Genomic DNA, 19,548 nt, shown 5'->3' on the forward strand with positions numbered 1-19,548 from the left:
ACGCGCGAACGCGGACGGGCCTGGATTCGATGGTTTCCCGGACGCGCAGGTCAGCGCATCAGGTTCACGGCACGGGCGCGCTTGATCTCGCGGGTGATCTTGCGGTGCAGCTTGGCCGACACGCCAGTGACCCGGCGCGGAAGAATCTTCCCGGTGTCCGAGGTGAACTTCGCGAGCAGCTCGGGGTGGGTGTAGTTCACATTTTCCGTCGGGATATCCAGACGGCGGCGGGGCATGGTGCGGTTCGCCTTACGGAAGGCGATCCGACGTTCGACGGTCTTCGGTTCGGACATGATGGATTAGCGAAGTTCGCGGTGAATGGTGCGACGCTGAAGAGCCGGATTGAATTTCACCTTCTCGAGGCGGCCGGGCGTGCGGAGGCTCTTCTTGTTGCGAGTCGTCACATAGCGCGACGGGGATTTGCCCTCGGCGCGGGCCTCGGTGCACTCAAGGATAATGATATCGCGTGGCATGAATGAAAGGGGTGGGAAACTCAGGTCGAATGACGCAGGGGCGCGGAGACTAAATCAATCATTGTCACCGTCAAGAGAAACCGAATCAGAATCGTCGTCATCATCGGAAAGTCGGCCATTGCTGAAGCCCACTTCACTCTTCGGGCGGTAACGCTGATTGCCATACTCCTTCTCCCACTGGGCCTGGCACTGCACCGTCAGGCGGGCAAAGGGAATCGCCTCAAGGCGAGCTTGCGGGATTTTTTCCCCGGACATTTCGCACACGCCATAGACGCCGCGCTCGATCCGGCGCAGAGCCTGCTCGATTTCATAAAGGGCATCCTGCTCTTTCGCCAGCACACTGAGCGCGAAATCACGGTCGTAGGCATCGCTCCCGGCATCACCCTGGTGCATCCCACTGCCAGAAGCCTCACTGCCTTCTGGGCCATTGCGGATCTCACCGGCCACGCCTGACATCGCGTCCACCAACTCGTCGCGAAGATCGAGAAGGCGCTGGCGCTGCTTGACGACAAAGGAGCTGAGTTTCGTCGCTTCGGAACCGTTCGCATCAGCGACGGCTTGGGTTTCGGCGTCCGGGGCCGAGGTCTCTTTCGCGGCCTTTGGGGCCGTCGCCTTCTTTGCAGCTTTTTTGGCAGCCATTGTTCGAGGGTCTGTTCGCAAAGTGCCTGAACAGGAGGAGCCCACCACAGGCCCTCCGACGAGGGGCGCGGTCGATTAGCGTCGGACCCGATTCACTTCAAGCGGAAAGTTTTGTGCCTTCCCTTCTCCGTCCCGGTTCGGGACGCTTGAACTGCCGCTCCGGACCACTAAGCTGCCCGCCCGTCATGGAACTGACCTCGATCATCGAAGCCCTACTCACTGCCTCCGACGAGGCCCTGCCCGCCGAGGAAATCGCCCGGCTGATCCGGGCTCGTGTCGCCGAGGCCGAGGACGTGCGTGCTCGGCAGATCGAGGAAGGGGAACAGCCGCCCGAACTGCCGGATTGGCTCACTCCCCTCGCGACCCTGTCCGGCGAGCAAGTGGTCGCCGCGATTGGCGAGCTGAACCGCCACTACCGCGATACCCATCGCGCCTTCACCCTCTCGGAACGGGCCAAGGGCTGGCGAATCTTTACCCGCGGCGACTATGGCGAGTTCGTGCGCCAGCTTTTCCCCGGACGTCGCCCTGAGCGGCTGAGCGCCCCTGCCATGGAGACTCTGGCCATCATCGCCTATCGCCAGCCCATCACCAAAGCGGCCATTGAAGCCGTGCGTGGCGTTTCCTGCGATGGCATGCTGCAAAAGCTCCTCGACCGGGAACTGGTCCGGATCGGGGGCCGTGCAGAGCTACCCGGACGTCCCCTCCTCTACGAAACTACGGAACTTTTCTTCGAACACTTCGGCATTCGATCGATCGACGACCTCCCCAATGCCGGAGAGTTGCGGAAAGTGAAGCTTCCGGAGCCCAGCGACGCCACCCCTGCCCCAGGCCCAGAAGAACAACTCGCCCTCAAAGCCGCCGGTGCCGATGCCGCCCCGACGGAAGACGCCTCCCAGATATCCAAGTGAACCTCGACGACATCCGCAGCGACATCGATCGCATCGACCGCCAATTGCTTCAACTGCTCTCCGACCGTGCTGACCTCGTCCACGAAGTGGGAGTCGTCAAAAAGCGCGACGGCCTTCAGATCTACGCCCCGGAGCGTGAGCAGGCCCTTCTCCGCAAGCTGGTGGCCATGAACACCGGCCGATTGCCAGAGAAGTCGATCCTCGCCATTTATCGGGAGATCATGTCCGCGGCACTGGCCCTCGAAGACGACCTTAAAATCGCCTATCTCGGTCCCGAAGGCACTTGGACCCACCAAGCGGCCATCAAAAAGTTCGGCCATTCCGTTGCCTATTCCGCCCAGCCCAACTTCTCCGAGGTCTTCGATCAGGTCAGCCGACGCAAAGCAGACTATGGCGTCGTCCCCATCGAAAACTCCACCGAAGGTGCCGTTTCGCACACCCTTGATTTGTTCGTCGATTCTCAGCTCCAAATCTGCGCGCAGATTCTCATGCGCATCGAGAATGGCCTGATGGCTTCGATTCCTCGCGAACAGATTCGCACGCTCTACTCACACCCTCAGGTGTTCGGCCAATGTCGGAACTGGATTCTTCGCCATTTTCCTGAGGCCGACCTGGTCGAAGTCTCATCCACCACTCGCGCCGCGGAAATCGCCCGCGAGAAAGCCAGCGAAGGCGCCGCGGCTCTGGGCGGCCCTCTCGCTGCCGAGCTCAATGGCCTCACCCTGCTTGAAGAGTGCATCCAGGACCGAGCGACCAACACCACCCGCTTCTTGGTCATTGGAGAAAAGACCTGCCCTCCCACGGGAAACGATCGCACCTCGCTGCTATTCGCCATTCACGACCGCCCCGGCTCATTGGTCAGAGCCCTTCAAGCCTTTGAGCACTTCGACATCAACATGTCGAAAATCGAAAGCCGCCCCTCGAAACGCAAAGACTGGGAATACATCTTCTACGTCGACCTAGCCGGCCATTGCGAAGATCCCCAACTTCGCGAATCCCTCGAAGCTCTCGAGAAACATTGCTCTCTGGTCAAGATCCTCGGATCCTACCCGGACACAGGCGAATAGACCTCCGGGTCTGATCATCCCTATCGCCCGAACGGGAGCCTCCTTCAAGGGAGCACCAGATACCACCGACCCATAAAGAGTGCGGTGGACCTGCCGGGAGATGACCTGAGCCGCCCCTCCGACTGCAGGCTGCATGGACTCGGCTCGATCCCCCATGCCTGGACCTCGCGCCATTTGAGCGAATCGACGCATCCAAGTTGACCGATCGCAGATCCAGCGGAGGGTCACGCCCCTCGGCAGAGAACCACTCTCTCCGAATACAAACCTCCGCGCGACCGTCTCAAGGCCTCATGCAATCTCCTCTCCAGCCCTTTCTCTTCCTCGCACTCCTGCCTGCCGCCCACGCCGATGCCATCGCCGGAGCCTGGGAAGGATTTCCGACACAAGACAATACCGACGCCTGGAGCCTTTACGCCTATGACGACGACGCCGTTGCTCCCCCCCTATGGTCGGGAACCGCTTCAGACATCAATCCCTATGCCTACTCCTTCTTTCTAGGCGGCGATGGCGTCTGGTTCTTCGCCGATGCCCAAACCGCGCAAGGAGCCTTCGTGGGTGACTACGGAGCCCAGAAAATCGAAGGCATCGACGTCGCGATTTCCATCGATCCAGCCGAAATCGACTCGCTGGATATCGCCGTCTACGCGTCGGGCCCCATCGGATCGGCCTACTACTATTCCCTTGCGAGTTTCGGCGAGGAATTTGAAGACGGACCTAACTGGTATTTCCCTCACTTCTCTTTCTCCGACGAGTGGTTCTACTTCCAAGACGGCGAATTTGTCGCCTTCCAACCGGGTGATGGGTTCCTCGCCTCCATCTCTGAAGTCGGTCTCCGGGTCTTTCCCGTAAATGGAGTCGGCGAGGATGCCTACGTCGGTGTCGATGATTTCATCCTTACCCCAACCGTGGACGCCCCTCTGCTCACGACAGCTGTCGACCAGAGCCAGTTCTCCCTCACCTTCGAATTGAACCCCGGAGTCGCGGCGACCCTCCAGACAGCAGATTCCACCTTCCAGTGGTCCACCGTCACAGGCCAAACGAACCTGACCGGATCGCAATCCTTCACGACGCCCATTGAAGAGACACCTCACTTCTTCCGCGTCGCCACGGAGGAAAAGCTCACTCCCGTCAGCAGCTCTTGAAATACCCACCCGCTCAAATCGAGGGCGTGGAACCTGAATCGCGAGGGAGGAGCCTCGATGCCGTTGAAATTCGGCATCACAAGATCGCCATGAATTGGAGAGGCTCCATCACCAACTTCTCGGTCGCCACGATAGGCTGACCCGCCACCAGATCGGTAAATGTCTTTCGCAATCCGAGCTGCCGCAGCCGAGTCGCAGGAATCTCCTCCGGGTGATCATTGAAATTCGCCAAACACAAAATGCTCTGCCCCTCGTGCACCCGGAAATATCCGAACACGTGGCGATTTCCCAAATCGACAAACTCCGTGCGCGTCGCATGGAAGGCCTGATTGTTTTTTCGGATCCGGCAAAGCATGAGCAGGCCGTTGAAAATCCTGCCTTCTACCGTCTCGGGGTCGCGACGGAGTTCTGCTACCTCCCAATCAAATGGCGGCCGGTGCAACCAACGCTCGTCCCCCGCCTTCTCGATATCGTTCTCGTAGCTGTAGTCATTTTGGAGACCGATTTCATCCCCCAGGTAAACCAGCGGAATCCCTCCCATCGTGAAAATGATTCCGTAGAGCAAAAGCATCCGTCGGATCGCGAAATCCTCCTGATGCGCATCCTTCTCGAAACGCGCCTTCTCCAAACCACACAACGAAGCCGTCGTTCCACAAATTCGAGCATCGCCCGTCTGCGGATTGTGCTGGAACAATCGCCCCCGTGAAAAACTGGCTTCATGCTCGCCGATAAAAAAGCGATTCAAAAACCAACGGTGGTCGTGCGGATTGATCCCCAACTCCCAAAGATCACGATCTTCGAACCCCCACCCGATGTCGTCGTGACAGCGCAGATAATTCACCCACGAGCACCCCTCCGGGAGCTCGAAGCGCTTCGGCAAAGCGTGCAACATCATGCTGCAATCTCGCGAAGCCAACGAGTTCCACAGCAGCACCATCAACGGTGGATCATACGACAAATGGCACTCCTCCTCCGACACATACTTCTTGATGTCGTCGGGAGCAACGATTGCCTCCGACTTGAAGACCAACGCCGGAGCGGCAATCCTGGCCACAGAATTGAAGGCTTGGATCAGGAGGTGAGCCTCCTCGAGATTTTCGCAATTCGTCCCCTTCTCCTTCCAAAGAAATGGCACCGCATCCATCCTCAACATCTCCACCCCCGCATTGGCCAGGTAGAGCATCTCCCCCGCCATCGCGTTGAACACTTCGGGATTTCGGTAATTCAGGTCCCACTGGAAATTATTGAACGTCGTCCACACCCATTTCCCCAATGAAGTGCGATACGTGAACGAACCCGGATGCGCGTCCGGAAAAATGGGCCGAAGCGTCTTCTCATACTCATCCGGTTCCGTCCGATCCGGGAACATCCAGTAGTACGCTTGGTAATCCTCGTCGCCCGCTTGCGCCCGCTTCGCCCACTCGTGCTCGTCCGACGTGTGATTGAAAACAAAATCGAGCACCAAACTGATTCCATGATGCCGGAGCTCCGACGACAACTGCCGCAGATCGTCCATGGACCCCAGCGCCTCGTCCACCTCGCGGTAGCTGCTGATCGCATACCCCCCGTCGTCGTCGCCGGCCGGGCTCTTGAAGAGCGGCATCAGGTGCAGGTAGGTCACCCCCAGCTCCTTCAAATACCCCACCTTGTCCCGCAGACCTTCCAAATCGCCCGCAAACAAGTCCACATAGGCCATCGCTCCCACCACCTGATTGGATTGATACCAGGTGGCATGACCCTCACGCGTCGCATCGAGGCTCTTCAATTCCCCCGGCCGGGCCAACCACGCCTCCGCACAGGTCCGAAGAATCTGCTCAACATGGAAAAAGAAATCGTAGCTCGGCCCATACACCCGCCACAGCAAATCAAACAACACCGGGAAATGCCTCTCTAGCCGATCTTCAAACGCTGCCCACTCGGCAGATTCGATGTCGTTCGGAAAACTCTTCCGCAAGCGCGGCAGAAGTCGGTTCAGAGAAAGTCGGCTTTCGTGGATCGTCGGAGGCGGTGAGGGAAGATGCATGCTCATGGGGAGGAAGGATTCCTTTCTGCCATGGCAACATCCATGCCACACGCGTTAGGTCAAAGAACTTCCTCACACCAGGGGATGCGGAACCCACTCAAACTCCGTTTCCAGGCGACCAATCTTCCCCTCCCACCAACCGGATCCCCTCCTCAGAAACCTCGATCTTTCGCTTCTTGTAGAGGGCTCCCACCGTCTGCTTGAAAGTCTTCTTGCTCACTCCCAACTCGGCGTGAATCTCCTCCGCCGGGCTGCGATCGTGCAGCGGACTCGATCCCCCGCACTCGCTCAAATAAATCAGCAGTCGCTGCTCAAAATCCTCAATCCGTTCCCGCCCTTCCGGCTGCATCACCAGATCCAGTTTCCCATCCGGCCGCACGAGCTTCACCCACGCATCCCAGCGCTCCCCAGGGAGCAACCGCTGAAACACCTCGTTAGAAAAAATCAACCCGCCGAACTTCCCGTCGACCACCGCCTTGAAACCCAACTCGGTCCGCGCGTAGATCAATGCCTCCACCTTATCGCCCGCCACGTAGGGTGGACGCGATGAATCAAGATAACGCCCCAATCGCTGCGAGGCGACAATGCGCCGACTTTCTTCGTCGACCGCCACTCGAACCACCAGCACCTGCCCCACGCGCGGGCGCGTCCGTTGCTCACCAAACGGCAGCAGCAGATCCTTGGGCAGACCCCAATCCAAAAACGCACCAAATGCCGTCGTCGCCACCACTCGCAGAGCTGCGAACTCTCCCGGCAATGCCCTCGGCTTGCGCATCGTCGCGACCGGACGATCCTCCGAATCGGTATAAAGAAACACCCGTAAGCTCTCCCCCACCTCCCACACGGCAGGCATCTCCGCCCGCGGCAGCAGCACCTCTCCCAAGGGACTACCCGCTTCCAAGGCGAGCCCGAACTTTCGCTCTCGCAGCACCTTCAACTCAGACCATTCTCCCAGTCGCGCCATGATTCCTCACTTCCAGTCGACCGCGACTTCCTGCAACTGGCCACCGCGGTCGTGGTACTTCAGATGGCCGTTCTCCACGGCAAATTCGTGCACACATTTCGTCACCTTGACGTCGTAGGCGCAGTATTCGGCAATCTTCATCAACGGCTCCTTACTCCCCGTTTTCTTATATTCCTGCCACCACCGCAAGGCATCCAGACCATCGGCCGTTTTCCCTTCGCCGCCCAACGACCCCTTCGCCGCGGCATCCAGCTTCAATCGGAACCCGAGCAACTCCTGCAAGGCCAGCATCATGTCGAGATTCACCGTCTGGTTCGGAAGATCGTAAATCGTATACCCCTGCAGCACCGGATAATCGAACTCAACGTGGTTCCATCCCACCACCAAATCCGCCCGCACCAACTCGTCCACCAGCGCATTCACCTCCGATTCGCCATAAATTCGGTACTCTCCCGATCCCGTGCTGTAAGTCACCCCTACCGAAATGCCCATCTTGTCCTTGTGAGCGGAGCCCCCCACATCATTGAAGCTGCGTTGGGTCTCCAGGTCGAAATACACGATGTTCTTGGCGGACACGCGCCGACCCTAACCCCGCCTCGACGCCTGAGAAGCGCCAAGTTTGCCGGGATGGCATCCCGGCCATCCCGTGGTATGAATTCCCCATCTCATGTCCGAATCCCCTCCAGACAAGACCGCTCACGCCGTCACCCAAGCCATTCTCGGCTTCCTCGGCCAGGTGCCCGAGAGCCAACGTGAACTTGCAGCCTCACCCGCAGATGCCGCCCGCGCCATCGCCAATGCCGCGGCTTCACGAGCCGCCACCACGGCAGGCGTTCTTGCCCTCCCTCCCGGCCCCCTCGCCTGGGCCACCATTCTCCCCGAAATCATCGCGGTTTGGAAAATCCAGGCCCAGATGGTCTCCGATATCGCCGCCGTCTTCGGCAAACGCGCCCAACTCTCCCAAGAACAAATGCTCTATTGCCTGTTCCGGCACACCGCCGCACAGGCCGTGCGCGACCTCGTCGTCCGCGTCGGCGAACGCTATCTCATCAAGAAAGCCAGCTACAAAACACTTGAGAGCGCGGCCCGAAAAGTCGGCCTCAAGATCACCCAGCGCGCCGTGGGCAAAGGCATTTCACGCCTCATCCCCCTCCTCAGCGCCGTCGGGGTGGGTGGCTACGCATGGTATGACACCGCTCGGGTCGCCAAAACCGCCATCGATCTCTTCCAAAGCCCCATCGATCACGAACTGCCCGCGCCAGAGCCTCCGGTATCTCTACCTAACTGACGGATCTCCGGCTGCACATCCAGCGGCGAACGGCTCTTTTCCACCTTCTCAATCGTCCCCTCCTCGTCCTGCACCGGCACCACTTTGATATCCACCTCCACCGGCACCGCGCGCAATCCCGCGATGATCTCCTGCAACCGCTGCACCGTCTCTTCTCCCAAGGTCTGGGGCTTCGCATAATGGGCCCCTGCTGCTGCAATCCCCTGATGAATGGCAGATAAGCCGTCGTTGAACTGCGTCAGCTGCGCCACCACCCGAGCCACCGGATCGGTCTCCCCCGCTCCGCCGAGCAACTTATGGCGCACAAAATCTTTTTTGATCTGCTCCCACCGGACTTCCTGCGCCCCCTGGAGCCGACCTTCCAGCTCATAAAACTTCAGCAAATTCGCCTCGGCTGCCTTGGTGAGGTTCTGGGACTCGCTGCGATAGTGATCGTCGACCCGCTGCTGCACCTCCTCAGCCGTCATCAATGGCAACACCTTCTCGGCGATCCGATTCATGTTGCGGTAAGAGCCCTGCAGCTTGAACGAAGGTTCCGTTCGATAGGCATCTTCCTGCGCGGCACTCCGGATATACTCCAGATTCACCCGCAAAATCGTATCCCTCACGGCCAGCAAATGGCGAGTGACTGTGACCATTTCATCGATCTCCGCCGGCGTGTAGTTTCCCTCGAAATCCGCTCCGTCCCTGCTCCCCGTCTCCGCCATCCGAATCACCGTCAGCACATCCTTCTGTGAGCGACTCGCCAGCCGCGACAAAGCCGCATTGGAGGTCAGAGCATTCTCAATGTAGCTCGATTTGAACGCCGCTTCATGACCACCCAGAATATCCCCGAGATTGTAGGTATCCGCTCGGTTCGCCAACATGTCTGGGATCTGGAACTTTCCACCGCTCTCCGTGTAGGGGTTGCCAGCCATCACCACCGCCACCTTCCGTCCCCGCAAATCATAGGTTCGGGCACGCCCTTTCCAAACCCCCTCGATCTTCCTTTGGGCATCGCAAAGGCTGATGAACTTCTGCAAGAACTCCGGATTCGTGTGCTGAATGTCGTCCACATACAACATCACGTTGTCGCCCATCTCCAATGCCAAATTGAGCCGAATGACCTCCTCTCGAGCCGCCGCGTTAGGGGCCTCCGTGGGGTCCAGCGACAACACATGGTGCCCCAGCGCCGGACCATTGATCTTCACAAAAGTCAGCCCGAGACGATCGGCCACGTACTCCATCAAAGTCGTCTTTCCGTAACCCGGCGGAGAAATCAGCAGGAGCATGCCCATCCGGTCTGTCCGGGTATCAACTCCTGCCGTTCCCAACTGCTTGGCCAAATTGTCGCCAATCAGAGGCAGATACACCTCGTCGATCAACCGGTTCCGCACAAACGCACTCATCACCTTCGGCTTGAACTCGTCCAACCGCATCCCACTCCGCTTCTCGTGGATCATCCGCTGCTTCATGGCCGACAACTCACGAAACGCCACCGCAACCGTCGCCTCGTGCCGCGAAAGGCGATCCAAAAACTCGCTATAGTGCACCGCCAAACGCCCACCTTCGATTCTCGCATGACCTGAACGCAGACCGTCGACCTCCACCGTCAACACGATCGTCTGAACCGACCTTTGCTCAAATCCGCCTCGGGCCAAATGGGCGGATGCCTCATCAATGACGGCATCCCGCAAGGCAACTGGCGTGCTTTCCAACACCCCCTCGCTGCTCGCCTGGAAACCGCTCAGCCAATCTCGCACCACCTCGAATCGACCTTCCGGAGGAAGCCCCGCCATCGCATCCGCAAACGCTCCTTCGGCCCGCTTTGCCACCAAAGCATGCTCAAATCCCCGCACCAACTCTGCGGCAGAAGCCGATACCACAAACCCGCCCCCATGCGACAACTCCGCAACCAAATAGTCGACCACCTGGCTCTGATGTTCCGTCACTGAGGCTAACTCCGCGAACCAACCACTCTCTTCCAGCCACCGCCCCAGGCCCCTCTGCAACTTCCCTCGCCACCTCTCAATGTCCCCCCCTTCCCGGAACCACATCCGACGTTTCCCGTAGCTCGCCAACTGCCCCGCCAACATCAACTTGGCAGAATCCTCCCAACAATCCCAAAACAAGATTCCCGCGGCGCGCGCCCGCGGACCGAAGCGCAGCAAGCCCGCCTCCTCATGCACCGGCAACAGCGCTTCCAACAACTTGGCGGCATCCTCATCGTGCACCCCTTTGGTGTATCCCTCCGCATATCGCGGCTGCATGAACGCCTGAACCTCCTGCAACAGATCCTCCCGATCGACCCGACCCGACCGAAGAAACTGCCACGCCAAATACTCCACCCGTGCCACTTCTGGCCCCTCGCTCGGCACCTCCAAATCCCAAGCCTCACGCGTCGCCAAAAATGCAGGATCCTCGATTCGCTCGAAATACTTCGTCCCAGCCAAATGGAACGCCATGCCATCCTCAAACGGAACAATCGTCGGCTCAAGCGGCTGCGTATTCACGCTAAAGGCATGCTTCCCGAAGCGCAGCACATTCTGCCCGTCGACGAACAAATCCTTTTTGTCCTTCAGCTGCCTCACGCCATCCTCGCGCAAAGTCTTTAGACGCGTTTGCAGATCGTCCGCCTTCACCGGATCGCCCAATCCGCTCAGCTGCGCCACGATATCCCGCACCTTTTCGATCATCGGGTCCGTCGCAAAATAACTGTGGACCTCCTCGATCTCCTTGAATCCCGCCAATCGATTGCGAATCCCATTGAGAATTCGCTCCGCGCTCTTGAAGAGAGCTCCAGCCCGCTTTTGGCGGGCCTCCATCAACTGCGTCCGGCGCCCTTCAAAAGCATCGTAAATCTCCTCCCGGCGCGCAGCCAACTGCAGGATGTATTCATCGAACTCCGAAAATCGCCCTTCCAACTCTTCCACCTGGACCATCAACCGCGTCAGCGATTCGTCACAGCGTTCCGGCGTGTCACACAGATCGAGATAGTTCGCCAGCGCTTGCGAAAGCAGCTTCATCTGAGCTGAAAACTGCGCCTCACCCTCACCCCGCGCCAACTCCTTGCGCCGATTCCGCAGCCCCCCACGCGTTCCATTCAGCTTCGCGTAGAGTGCCGAAATCCGCTCGATGATCGCGGTCGTCTGCGTGGCATCCGCAATCTTCAGTCCGCCGACGATTTCAATCAGCATCTCCAACTCTCCTGCCGAGCGATCCAGTGCTGCACCCACCTCGTCGGCTTCCGTCACCTTGCCAATTCGATCCAGGCCCATTTCTTGGACCTCGATCGCCTCTGCATAGGAACGCAGCGAATCCTCTCCCAGCAGAAAATCCACCGTCCTTTGTGATGTCGCCGCCGTCGCCGCCACCACCTCCTTCTCCAGATCCTCCACCACCTGCGGATCGGTGTAACGCACCTCACCCAAAGCCATGATCTCGCCCCGCAGCTTGCGAAGGGTCGACAGATGTTCCACCAGCGCCTTCAACTCCGCACCCGGAGCCGTTTCCGCCGCGCGCACCGCGACTCCGACCGCCGCGCGCACCCCAGCGGTCCGCTCCGTCGCCGTTTCGCGCAATCTCTGCACCTTTTCAAACTCACCGATAGCCGACTCCGCGGCCTTTTTGATCTCCCGCAGAGGACCTGCCAGAGACCCGCATTCCTCACGGTCCAACCAAAAGTAGGTATCCAGAAGATCTCCCGCCCGCTTTGCCAAATCGAGATACAGTCCCGAAAACGAATCATCCTTTTGCAGCAGCGTCAGCAATTCCCGGGACTCCGCCATCCCCCGTACCAGCTCGGCATTGCCGATCTTGAACAAATACGAAGAAGGATCCGCCGCACAGGCCGCTGCCGCCTCGTCATCCAAATACGGCGTTTGCCAGATTTGCAGGGAATGATGCTTCTGCGGCTGGCCATCGGTCCGGAACAACACCAATTCCCCATCGCCAAATAGCGAGAACCCGGAACACAAGATCGGGGTGTCCACCCCCTGCTGAATCCGGTTGTAAGAAAGGAGCACGTACTCCCCGTTCGGCCGATTGTAGAACGAGAACAGCACGTCTTCACCATTCGAAGAGGCCACCCGGCGTTCGAAGCGCATGTCAACTAGACCGTGGTCGAACGTCTTCAACTCGCCACTCTGCAACAGGTAGCCATTGGCAAAAACGATCCCGTGATCGTCCGGAAGCAGCACGCACGAATCTCCAATCGCGTCCAGCCGGTGCACCGTTCTCGTCTTCTCGTTGAAGACCAAATAACGATGCAGGGACTCCCGGTAAGGAAGCACTTTCAACAGAATCAACGACCCTACACAGGCGTAGAAAATTTCCGCATCATCGAGCGTCTGATCGCTCTCTGTGACGGGCTCGGCGTAGATCCCTTCCCCCGACTCCGTATTGTCCTCCACCTTCACCGTGAGGTCACCCCCGACGGTCTCGATGAACACTCGGTCCTCGATCGAAATGTGCGGGTGCAATCCCGACCGGTGCATGCCTCGATGCGCCCGTGTCCATTCGAACTCATGCTGTTTCGGATAGACATACTCATGGTCGAATCGACTGCCCACGTATTCCAGTCCGTCCGCCGTCATCCGCCACTTGAAAACCTTGATGTCACTCAACGTCTTCCCGGCCCGCATCGCCAAAAACAGATGCGGACCAATCACCAGGAATTTCTGAAATACCGTTTCCCGGTAATACTTGTAAAGATCGGTGAAATCCGCCGTGAACCGCGGATCATCGAGCACCTCAGTAACCGGTATCGCCGTGAATGCCTTGGTCTCCGGGTTGAAATCGTAAACCGAGAAGACGTCCTGCACCTCCGTCGTCTGCTTCAGTCCGAACTGAATATTGTAGCCGAACAGAAAGCGATGCTTCCCCACCGTCACCAAATCACGGGCCACACAATTGTGCTCCGTCGCGATCCTCTCCGTTCCTAACAAGGCCGTCTGCACCCCGCCAAAAACAGCGAGTCGCTCGGTATTCAAACGGTCCAGAGAAGCACGCAGCGCACTCCCGTGTTTCTCCAAGCGGGCGCGAATCACCTCATAGGCTCCGCCCTCAAGTTGATCGGGTATTGAGTTCTCCTCAGCCATGGGAATCGAGAATCAGGAATCAAACGTCGCTAAAAAACGACAAACTAGCATTTCGAAAATAGGACAGGCCCCACCGATCTCCCCCACGACGGATCGAGTGAATCCCTGCGAATTCCCTCAACTCTGGAGGCCACCGCCGATTTCAACGGGCAGCTGTGCAGAGAGTCTCGACAACCACAAGATCGCTCGGACCTCGCCACCGGTGGCACGACACCCCCTGCCATGATTGGGCTCATTTCAAGAGATCAGACGCCTGCGTCTCGGCGAGGTCGAAACGATCGGCGGCACCCAGGAAACGAAGCAACTTGCGGCGGGTTTCGCCACTGGCATCCACCAATAACTTGCCCAGAACCGCGCCCACGGTGAGGTCCTTCACATCTTCGGCCGTCACCCCGAACTGTCCCGCCCACTCGCGAAGCTGAGAACGGAAATAGTCGGGATCGCCATTGAAGAACGTCTCTTTCACATCGCGCAGCGTCTCGCTGTTCTCGACCAATCGATCCACTGCCTTGCCACGAGCAATCGCTGAACTGATCTGATCGAAGAACTTGTTCTCGCCACCGATGATCTCGATTTTCGCCGACTTCATCGCCTCGCCCAACACCATAGCCTGAGCTTCCGCGATGTCCTTCTGGATGTGAATCTGCGCCAATTCGATCGCCTTGTCCTTCTCTAGATTCAGCTTGAACTCCTCGTGAGCCTGGCCGGCTTCCTCGAACAACTTCATCGCTTCCGCCTTCTTGTGGATTCCGTCGGCTTCGGCTTCCAGCTTCAGGCGCTGCACCTCGGCTTCAGCAGAACCCTGCTTTTGAGTCGCATCCGCCTTCGCCAGCATGACCTCCGCCTCGCCGATTCCCACCGCTGCCGATTCCTTGGTGGTCGCCTCTGCAAGGAGCTTTTTGGCCACCGCCTCTTTCTCGCTTGCCGCCTGTTCGGCCTCGGCGATCACGATCCGCTCTTCCGCCTTCAGCTCGGCAGCCTTGCGCGCGGCTTCGGCAGCCTTGACCTCCTCGTAAACCCGCTGATCGGCGGCCAACTCGGCGGCCTGCTTCACCGCCTCCGCCTCCTTCACCCGGCGAATCACCTCCTCCTGCGCCACCGCCTCGGCCAAGGTCACCTTGACCTGCTTTTCCCGATCGGCACCAGCAAACGCTTCGGTGTCCTTGATCCGCTCTTGCTCGATGACCACGAGCTTCTCCACCGCCACGCGCTCCTTGATCACATCCTGAATCGCCTTCCGCTCGACTTCGACTGCCTTTTCCTTGTCGATATCCTTGAGAGTCGTCAGCCGCTCGCGCTCGATCGACTCGAGTTGCTGGTCTCGCTTCACTCGCTCCACTTCGACCGCATCCGTGCGCTCTTTATTGCGTTGGGCAACCAAGACCTGGCGTTGCTTGTTCTCCTCCGCGACCTGGATTTCTTCCTCCGCGGCGATCCGGGCACGCTCGGATTTCTGGCGTTCCTCTTCACGAACTTTGGCCGTCTCGGCCTCTTCGCGAGCTCGTACGCTGTCGACCTCCCGTTGCTGCTTCGCCTCCGTTTCCGCTAGCTGGCGTTCAAGTTCCAGAATCGCTTCCCGGGCCTCCACATCCTGTTGCTTGATCACCTTTTCTTTGTCCCGCTGAATGTGGTTCGCCAGCTTCGCTTGGGTCGCCGTCAGCTCGGTGATCTTCTTGATCCCCTCAGCATCGAGAATGTTGTCGGGATCCAGTGACTCAATCGGCGTCTGTTCCAGGAAATCAATGGCGGCGTCATCAAGCACGAATCCATTCAAATCCGTGCCGATCACCTTCAAGATTTCGTCCCGGAAGGTATCGCGATCTTCATAGAGCTGCGTGAATTCGAAGCGCTTGCCGACCGTCTTCAATGCCTCGGAGAATTTAGCATCGAACAACTCACGAATCGCATCCTGCGAGCTTGCTCGCTCGCAACCCACCGATTGCGCCACACGCAGCACATCTTCATCCGCGTGATTCACCCGAACGAAGAAGGCGACCTTGATATCCGCCCGCATGTTATCTTTGCAAATCAATCCATTGCGCCCCGTCCGATCGATCTCAATCCGCTTCAGGGAAATATCCATCGTTTCGAGCCGGTGAAAGACCGGGAAAACCAACATCCCGTTGAAATTCACCATCGTCCCACCAAATCCGGTACGAATCAAAGCGGTGCCCTTCTTCACCTTTCGGTAAAGCATCGCATACACTCCGCTCACCATCACCACCAAGCCGATCGCAATGGCGAGACACAGCGCGACGATTCCCAGCCACGGGGGAAGCTCAATCAGGGCAAAAAATGTCGAATTCAATTTCATGGGTTTTCAGGATCAGGTTGAACCAAGTAAGTGCCTCGGACCGGATCATGGTCCCGCACCACCACGCGTGTTCCGCGCGGAAGAGAAAGTTGTCCCGGTGCCAGCCGGGCATTGATCAGTAGTGGAGCCTCCGAATTCTGAACCTCCACTTGCCCGGAGTGCTCGTCACACTCACGGCTACGCACAAAGCCAATGCGACCAATCACCGGCGCCGCCAGGCCCTCGGCTCCTCGAAGATTCGCAAACATCGGGCTCAAAAGGCGCGAGGTCAGCTTTGTCAGCGCCAACGCCGGCACCAAACAGGCGAGCGCAATCCACCATGAGTCCGCGGCTCCCGGCACCTCCTCTTTCAAGGAATGGACCACCATCACCGCTCCCCATTCATAGACCAAAAGAAAGCTCAGTAGTGCCGCCACGGGAACCTGATCGCCGTGAAAGTAGCGGAACAAATAGCGCACCGTCCCTCCCAGCCATTCCCCACCGTCGCCCGAATCAAAGCCACCTTCCCCGCCGTCAAAACTGAGGAAATCGAAATCCAGTGAGCCCAGCAGGCAACTCACCCAAAAAATCCCCATCGGAATCAGCATCAAGGTCAGGGGAATCACCCCCGGACGCATTGCCAAATGCCAGATTTCCACAAACATGACGGTCGTCATCCCATCCCACCGAGCTGGAGATGACCACTACAAATCCTATCAGTCCTTCCAATCCTGACCCCTAAGCCACCGCCTCAAGCTCCCTACCCAGAAGCCCCTAAGGATACGGTTAGAGGTTTCTGAGAGAACGCGCCGCATCACTTCGGGATGCGAAGAACGCCGGTAGCCATGCAGCCATCGCACAGAGCAAAAAGGCCACCAGGCCAATCACCACCACCTCACTCGGATTCACGTGAGCCGGCAAGGTGGTAAAGCCCGTCAAATCGGCCCGGAACGGATCAAATCCGATGCCTCTGAGTACCATCTGAAGCTGCTCCCGCACTTGGATCACAAGCAACCCCACGGCGATCCCGATCACCGCTCCAAATGCGCCCAAAACCATCCCCTGATAGACAAAGACCCGAATGATCTGCCCGGGAGCCGCGCCCAGCGCCTTCATCACCCCAATCTCGCGGCGCTTTTGAATCGTCACCGTGAACATCACAGCCGTCATCGAAAAGGCCGAAACCAAAACGATAAAAGAAAGCACGAAATACATCATGATCCGCTGCTGCTCGATCAGCACTGAGAAATTCTTCATCACCTCGACATCCATCCACGGCTGAAGATACCAGCCGGGCTCCTGAATCCCATCCGCCAATCGCTGCGACACCTCGCGGGCTTGATACGGATCGTTCAATCGGATGCCGATCCCTTGAACTTGATCCCCCAACCCCGCCAACTCCTGCGCCAAGTGCAGCGGCATGAACACATCCGGGGTCATCGCCATTTGTGAAGTCGCATACACGCCCACCACCACGGCCTCCTTGGGCAGCACGAATTGCTCGATGTTTTTCAGAGCCGCCGCATCCATTTTCTCAACGTCGGTCGTCTTCAGCTCATCGAGAATCTTCAAAAACTGCGCGGGTGAATCTGCACCGAGCTTCTGCACCCGATTCGCTTCATCGTTGTCGGCCGCATCGAGCAAAGTCAGGGCATTGTAAACCACCTCCTCCTCTGCCTCCCGCGGACCCGAGTTCAGCATCTCCACCAAGGGTTCTGAAATCGCATTCCAATCATCGGTGCTCAGCTGAGAACCTTCAGCGGTCACCTTCCATGAGGCATCCACCCTTGTCCGAATCTCTTCCAACTGTTGGGCATACGCCTCACGCAATGGAGGCTCCTTGGTCTTGCCAAACACCCGCTCCACCTCCTCCAGATTCCTCATGGTCAACAAGTTGATTGAGTCCCCCACCCCAATTCCAAACTGCCCGGCAATGCGCGACGAAATCACCACCCGGTCGTCGATTCCCATGTCGGCCGAACTCTCCGGATAGGCATCGAGATCCAACATCGCCTTGAGCCCCTGAACCGCCGCTTCGCTCTCCGTATCAATCCCCTGAAATGTCCCGTAGAGACGCCGACCTTCGACGTCCATCATCATCGAATCCTGCACCACTGGCCCCGCTTCCGCCACTCCGTCGAACTGCTCGACCTCCTTCGCCATCGTCCGCCAATCGGCCAATCCCTGATACAAACCACCGGGCGCATATTCGAGCCGGATGTGGGGGATGAACCCGAGAAACCGGTTCTTCACCTCCCGCTCCATCCCGGAATACACCGACATCACCACCACCAGCGCCAGCACGCCCAACATCACACCGATCACTGAAATCATCGCCACGACGGAAAGCATCGCCCGGCGCGGATTGAGGTAGCGCCAAGCGAGCATGAAACTGAACGAGCGTCGGGCCATGCCCTCCCCTAGCCGCCCACCGGGACGGGCGCAAGTGCTTCACCCCAACTCCATCGCGACCGCCTTCAAATAGTGAGCTTCTGCGAAAGCCGCCGGGTGGTCCGGAGCATGCCCTGCCGACCAAAGCTCCCGGCTTTCGCGCCCACTCCGCCGAACCTCCTCGCGAATCATGCCCAAAAACTCTCCCGCTCGCACGTGGGCCGAACAGGACGCCGCCACCAAGACCCCCCCCGGTTTCAGACAGCGAATCGCTTGGGCATTGAGCGCGCGATAAGCTTTCAGAGCTCCCGCCTTGTCCCGCTCCCGTTTCGCCAGCGATGGTGGATCCGTTACAATCAAATCCCAGCGCTCCTGAGTCTCGCCCATCCAACGAAAAGCATCCGCCTGCACCCCAGTTCGAGGCACCGAGGAGAGCTCCGGGTTCAGTGCGAAATTCCGGTCAGCACTCTCCAACGCGTGGGCGCTGATATCGACATCCGTCACTCTGGATGCTCCCCCACGAGCTGCATGCACCGAGAATCCCCCGGAAAAACTGAACATATTCAATACATCGCGTCCTTTCGCCAGCTCACCGACGCGCGCTCGATTCTCCCTCTGATCCAAAAAGAAGCCGGTCTTCTGACCGTGCCGGACAGCCGCCTCGAAATGCAACCCCATCTCCTGAAAAACGACCACCTCGGGCCCGGTCTCTCCCACGAACCCTTCTTCGATGCCCGACAAGTTCCGCGCGACTCGCCGGATCAGGAAAGTGGGCTGAAACACCTCACGCAGCACCCCTTCCATCTCGTCCCAACGAGAAATCCACGCCGCACTGTAGAGCTTCACCACCAAGGTATCGCCATAGCGATCCACCACCAACCCAGGAAATCCCTCACTGTCCCCATTGATGCAGCGATAGCCATTGGTCTCGCCTGAAAAAAGCACCTCCCTCCGTGCCCGGCACTCTGCTGCCCGGGAAAGCCACCAGGACCGATCCAAACGAACCGGCTCCCCTCGATGCGCGATCCGCAAAGGTATCGGCGAATCCGGGTCCCAGAAACCCACCGCCAGAAACCGATCCTGGCGATCATAGACCACCGCCAATTCGCCTGCCTCACCCGACCGGTTGGTCGATTTCACCGAATCGGAAAACACCCACGGGTGCCCCGCTCGCACCGTCGCCTCCGCACGAGGAAAAAGCCGAACTTTCAGGGTGCTCTTCGCCATCGGACAGAAGCCTGCCGCCCGCTGCATCGACCGGCAACCTTTCGTTCGCCAGAAG

General features: G+C 58.7%; 15 protein-coding genes. 4 read left to right on the forward strand and 11 right to left on the reverse strand.

The features are described from left to right. Positions 1–50 precede the first annotated feature (50 nt). The 3 genes from rpsR to HNR46_RS01650 are packed head-to-tail and all read right to left on the reverse strand — an operon-like array spanning position 51 to position 1,112. Positions 51–293, reverse strand: a complete 243-nt coding sequence (gene rpsR, locus HNR46_RS01640; protein WP_184015166.1) for a 30S ribosomal protein S18 — start codon at positions 291–293, stop codon at positions 51–53. Between the two features lie 6 nt (positions 294–299). Continuing rightward, positions 300–473 carry a 50S ribosomal protein L33 gene (gene rpmG, locus HNR46_RS01645; protein ID WP_184015168.1) on the reverse strand — a complete coding sequence of 58 codons (174 nt, stop codon included), beginning with the start codon at positions 471–473 and terminating at the stop codon, positions 300–302. Positions 474–527: 54 nt separating this feature from the next. After that, on the reverse strand, positions 528–1,112 hold the full coding sequence (locus tag HNR46_RS01650) for a TraR/DksA family transcriptional regulator (protein WP_184015170.1): 585 nt from the start codon (positions 1,110–1,112) through the stop codon (positions 528–530). A gap of 185 nt (positions 1,113–1,297) precedes the next feature. Here HNR46_RS01650 and scpB point away from each other — a divergent pair, with 185 nt between their 5' ends. From scpB to HNR46_RS01665, 3 genes are all read left to right on the forward strand, one after another. Continuing rightward, a complete protein-coding gene (scpB, locus tag HNR46_RS01655; RefSeq protein ID WP_184015172.1) occupies positions 1,298–2,020 on the forward strand; it encodes an SMC-Scp complex subunit ScpB in 723 nt (240 codons plus the stop codon). Then, complete coding sequence (gene pheA, locus HNR46_RS01660; RefSeq protein ID WP_184015174.1) at positions 2,017–3,087, forward strand: prephenate dehydratase; 1,071 nt, start codon at positions 2,017–2,019, stop codon at positions 3,085–3,087. The genes scpB and pheA overlap by 4 nt, the downstream gene beginning before the upstream one ends. Before the next feature lie 290 nt (positions 3,088–3,377). Continuing rightward, positions 3,378–4,229, forward strand: coding sequence for a hypothetical protein (locus tag HNR46_RS01665; RefSeq protein ID WP_184015176.1), 852 nt, complete (start codon positions 3,378–3,380; stop codon positions 4,227–4,229). 76 nt (positions 4,230–4,305) lie between these two features. On the opposite strand, the gene HNR46_RS01670 is transcribed toward HNR46_RS01665, so the two are convergent. The 3 genes from HNR46_RS01670 to HNR46_RS01680 all read right to left on the reverse strand — a co-directional run bounded on the left by HNR46_RS01670 (position 4,306) and on the right by HNR46_RS01680 (position 7,792). Continuing rightward, complete coding sequence (locus HNR46_RS01670) at positions 4,306–6,258, reverse strand: amylosucrase (RefSeq protein WP_221284954.1); 1,953 nt, start codon at positions 6,256–6,258, stop codon at positions 4,306–4,308. A gap of 91 nt (positions 6,259–6,349) precedes the next feature. Continuing rightward, the gene (locus HNR46_RS01675) at positions 6,350–7,216 is read right to left on the reverse strand and encodes a CvfB family protein (protein ID WP_184015178.1); all 867 of its coding nucleotides are present in this window, start codon (positions 7,214–7,216) and stop codon (positions 6,350–6,352) included. A gap of 6 nt (positions 7,217–7,222) precedes the next feature. Then, complete coding sequence (locus HNR46_RS01680; protein WP_184015180.1) at positions 7,223–7,792, reverse strand: ribonuclease H-like domain-containing protein; 570 nt, start codon at positions 7,790–7,792, stop codon at positions 7,223–7,225. Positions 7,793–7,883: 91 nt separating this feature from the next. Between HNR46_RS01680 and HNR46_RS01685 the strand changes: the two genes are divergently transcribed. Next, positions 7,884–8,504 carry a hypothetical protein gene (locus HNR46_RS01685; RefSeq protein WP_184015182.1) on the forward strand — a complete coding sequence of 207 codons (621 nt, stop codon included), beginning with the start codon at positions 7,884–7,886 and terminating at the stop codon, positions 8,502–8,504. Here HNR46_RS01685 and HNR46_RS21135 read toward each other — a convergent pair. The 5 genes from HNR46_RS21135 to HNR46_RS01710 all read right to left on the reverse strand — a co-directional run bounded on the left by HNR46_RS21135 (position 8,459) and on the right by HNR46_RS01710 (position 19,493). Beyond that, on the reverse strand, positions 8,459–13,582 hold the full coding sequence (locus HNR46_RS21135) for a DNA repair ATPase (RefSeq protein WP_184015184.1): 5,124 nt from the start codon (positions 13,580–13,582) through the stop codon (positions 8,459–8,461). The genes HNR46_RS01685 and HNR46_RS21135 overlap by 46 nt on opposite strands. Before the next feature lie 232 nt (positions 13,583–13,814). Then, positions 13,815–15,896 (reverse strand): flotillin family protein, encoded by a 2,082-nt coding sequence (locus HNR46_RS01695; RefSeq protein ID WP_184015185.1) that lies wholly within the window; start codon positions 15,894–15,896, stop codon positions 13,815–13,817. Further along, on the reverse strand, positions 15,893–16,540 hold the full coding sequence (locus HNR46_RS01700; protein WP_184015186.1) for a hypothetical protein: 648 nt from the start codon (positions 16,538–16,540) through the stop codon (positions 15,893–15,895). Before HNR46_RS01700 ends, HNR46_RS01695 begins: the two co-directional genes overlap by 4 nt. Positions 16,541–16,661: 121 nt before the next feature. Continuing rightward, positions 16,662–18,287 (reverse strand): FtsX-like permease family protein, encoded by a 1,626-nt coding sequence (locus tag HNR46_RS01705; RefSeq protein ID WP_184015187.1) that lies wholly within the window; start codon positions 18,285–18,287, stop codon positions 16,662–16,664. 39 nt (positions 18,288–18,326) lie between these two features. Continuing rightward, a complete protein-coding gene (locus tag HNR46_RS01710) occupies positions 18,327–19,493 on the reverse strand; it encodes a class I SAM-dependent rRNA methyltransferase (protein WP_184015188.1) in 1,167 nt (388 codons plus the stop codon). Between the last annotated feature and the right edge of the window lie 55 nt (positions 19,494–19,548).

The sequence above is a fragment of the Haloferula luteola genome (assembly GCF_014201715.1).
Taxonomy (GTDB): domain Bacteria; phylum Verrucomicrobiota; class Verrucomicrobiia; order Verrucomicrobiales; family Akkermansiaceae; genus Haloferula; species Haloferula luteola.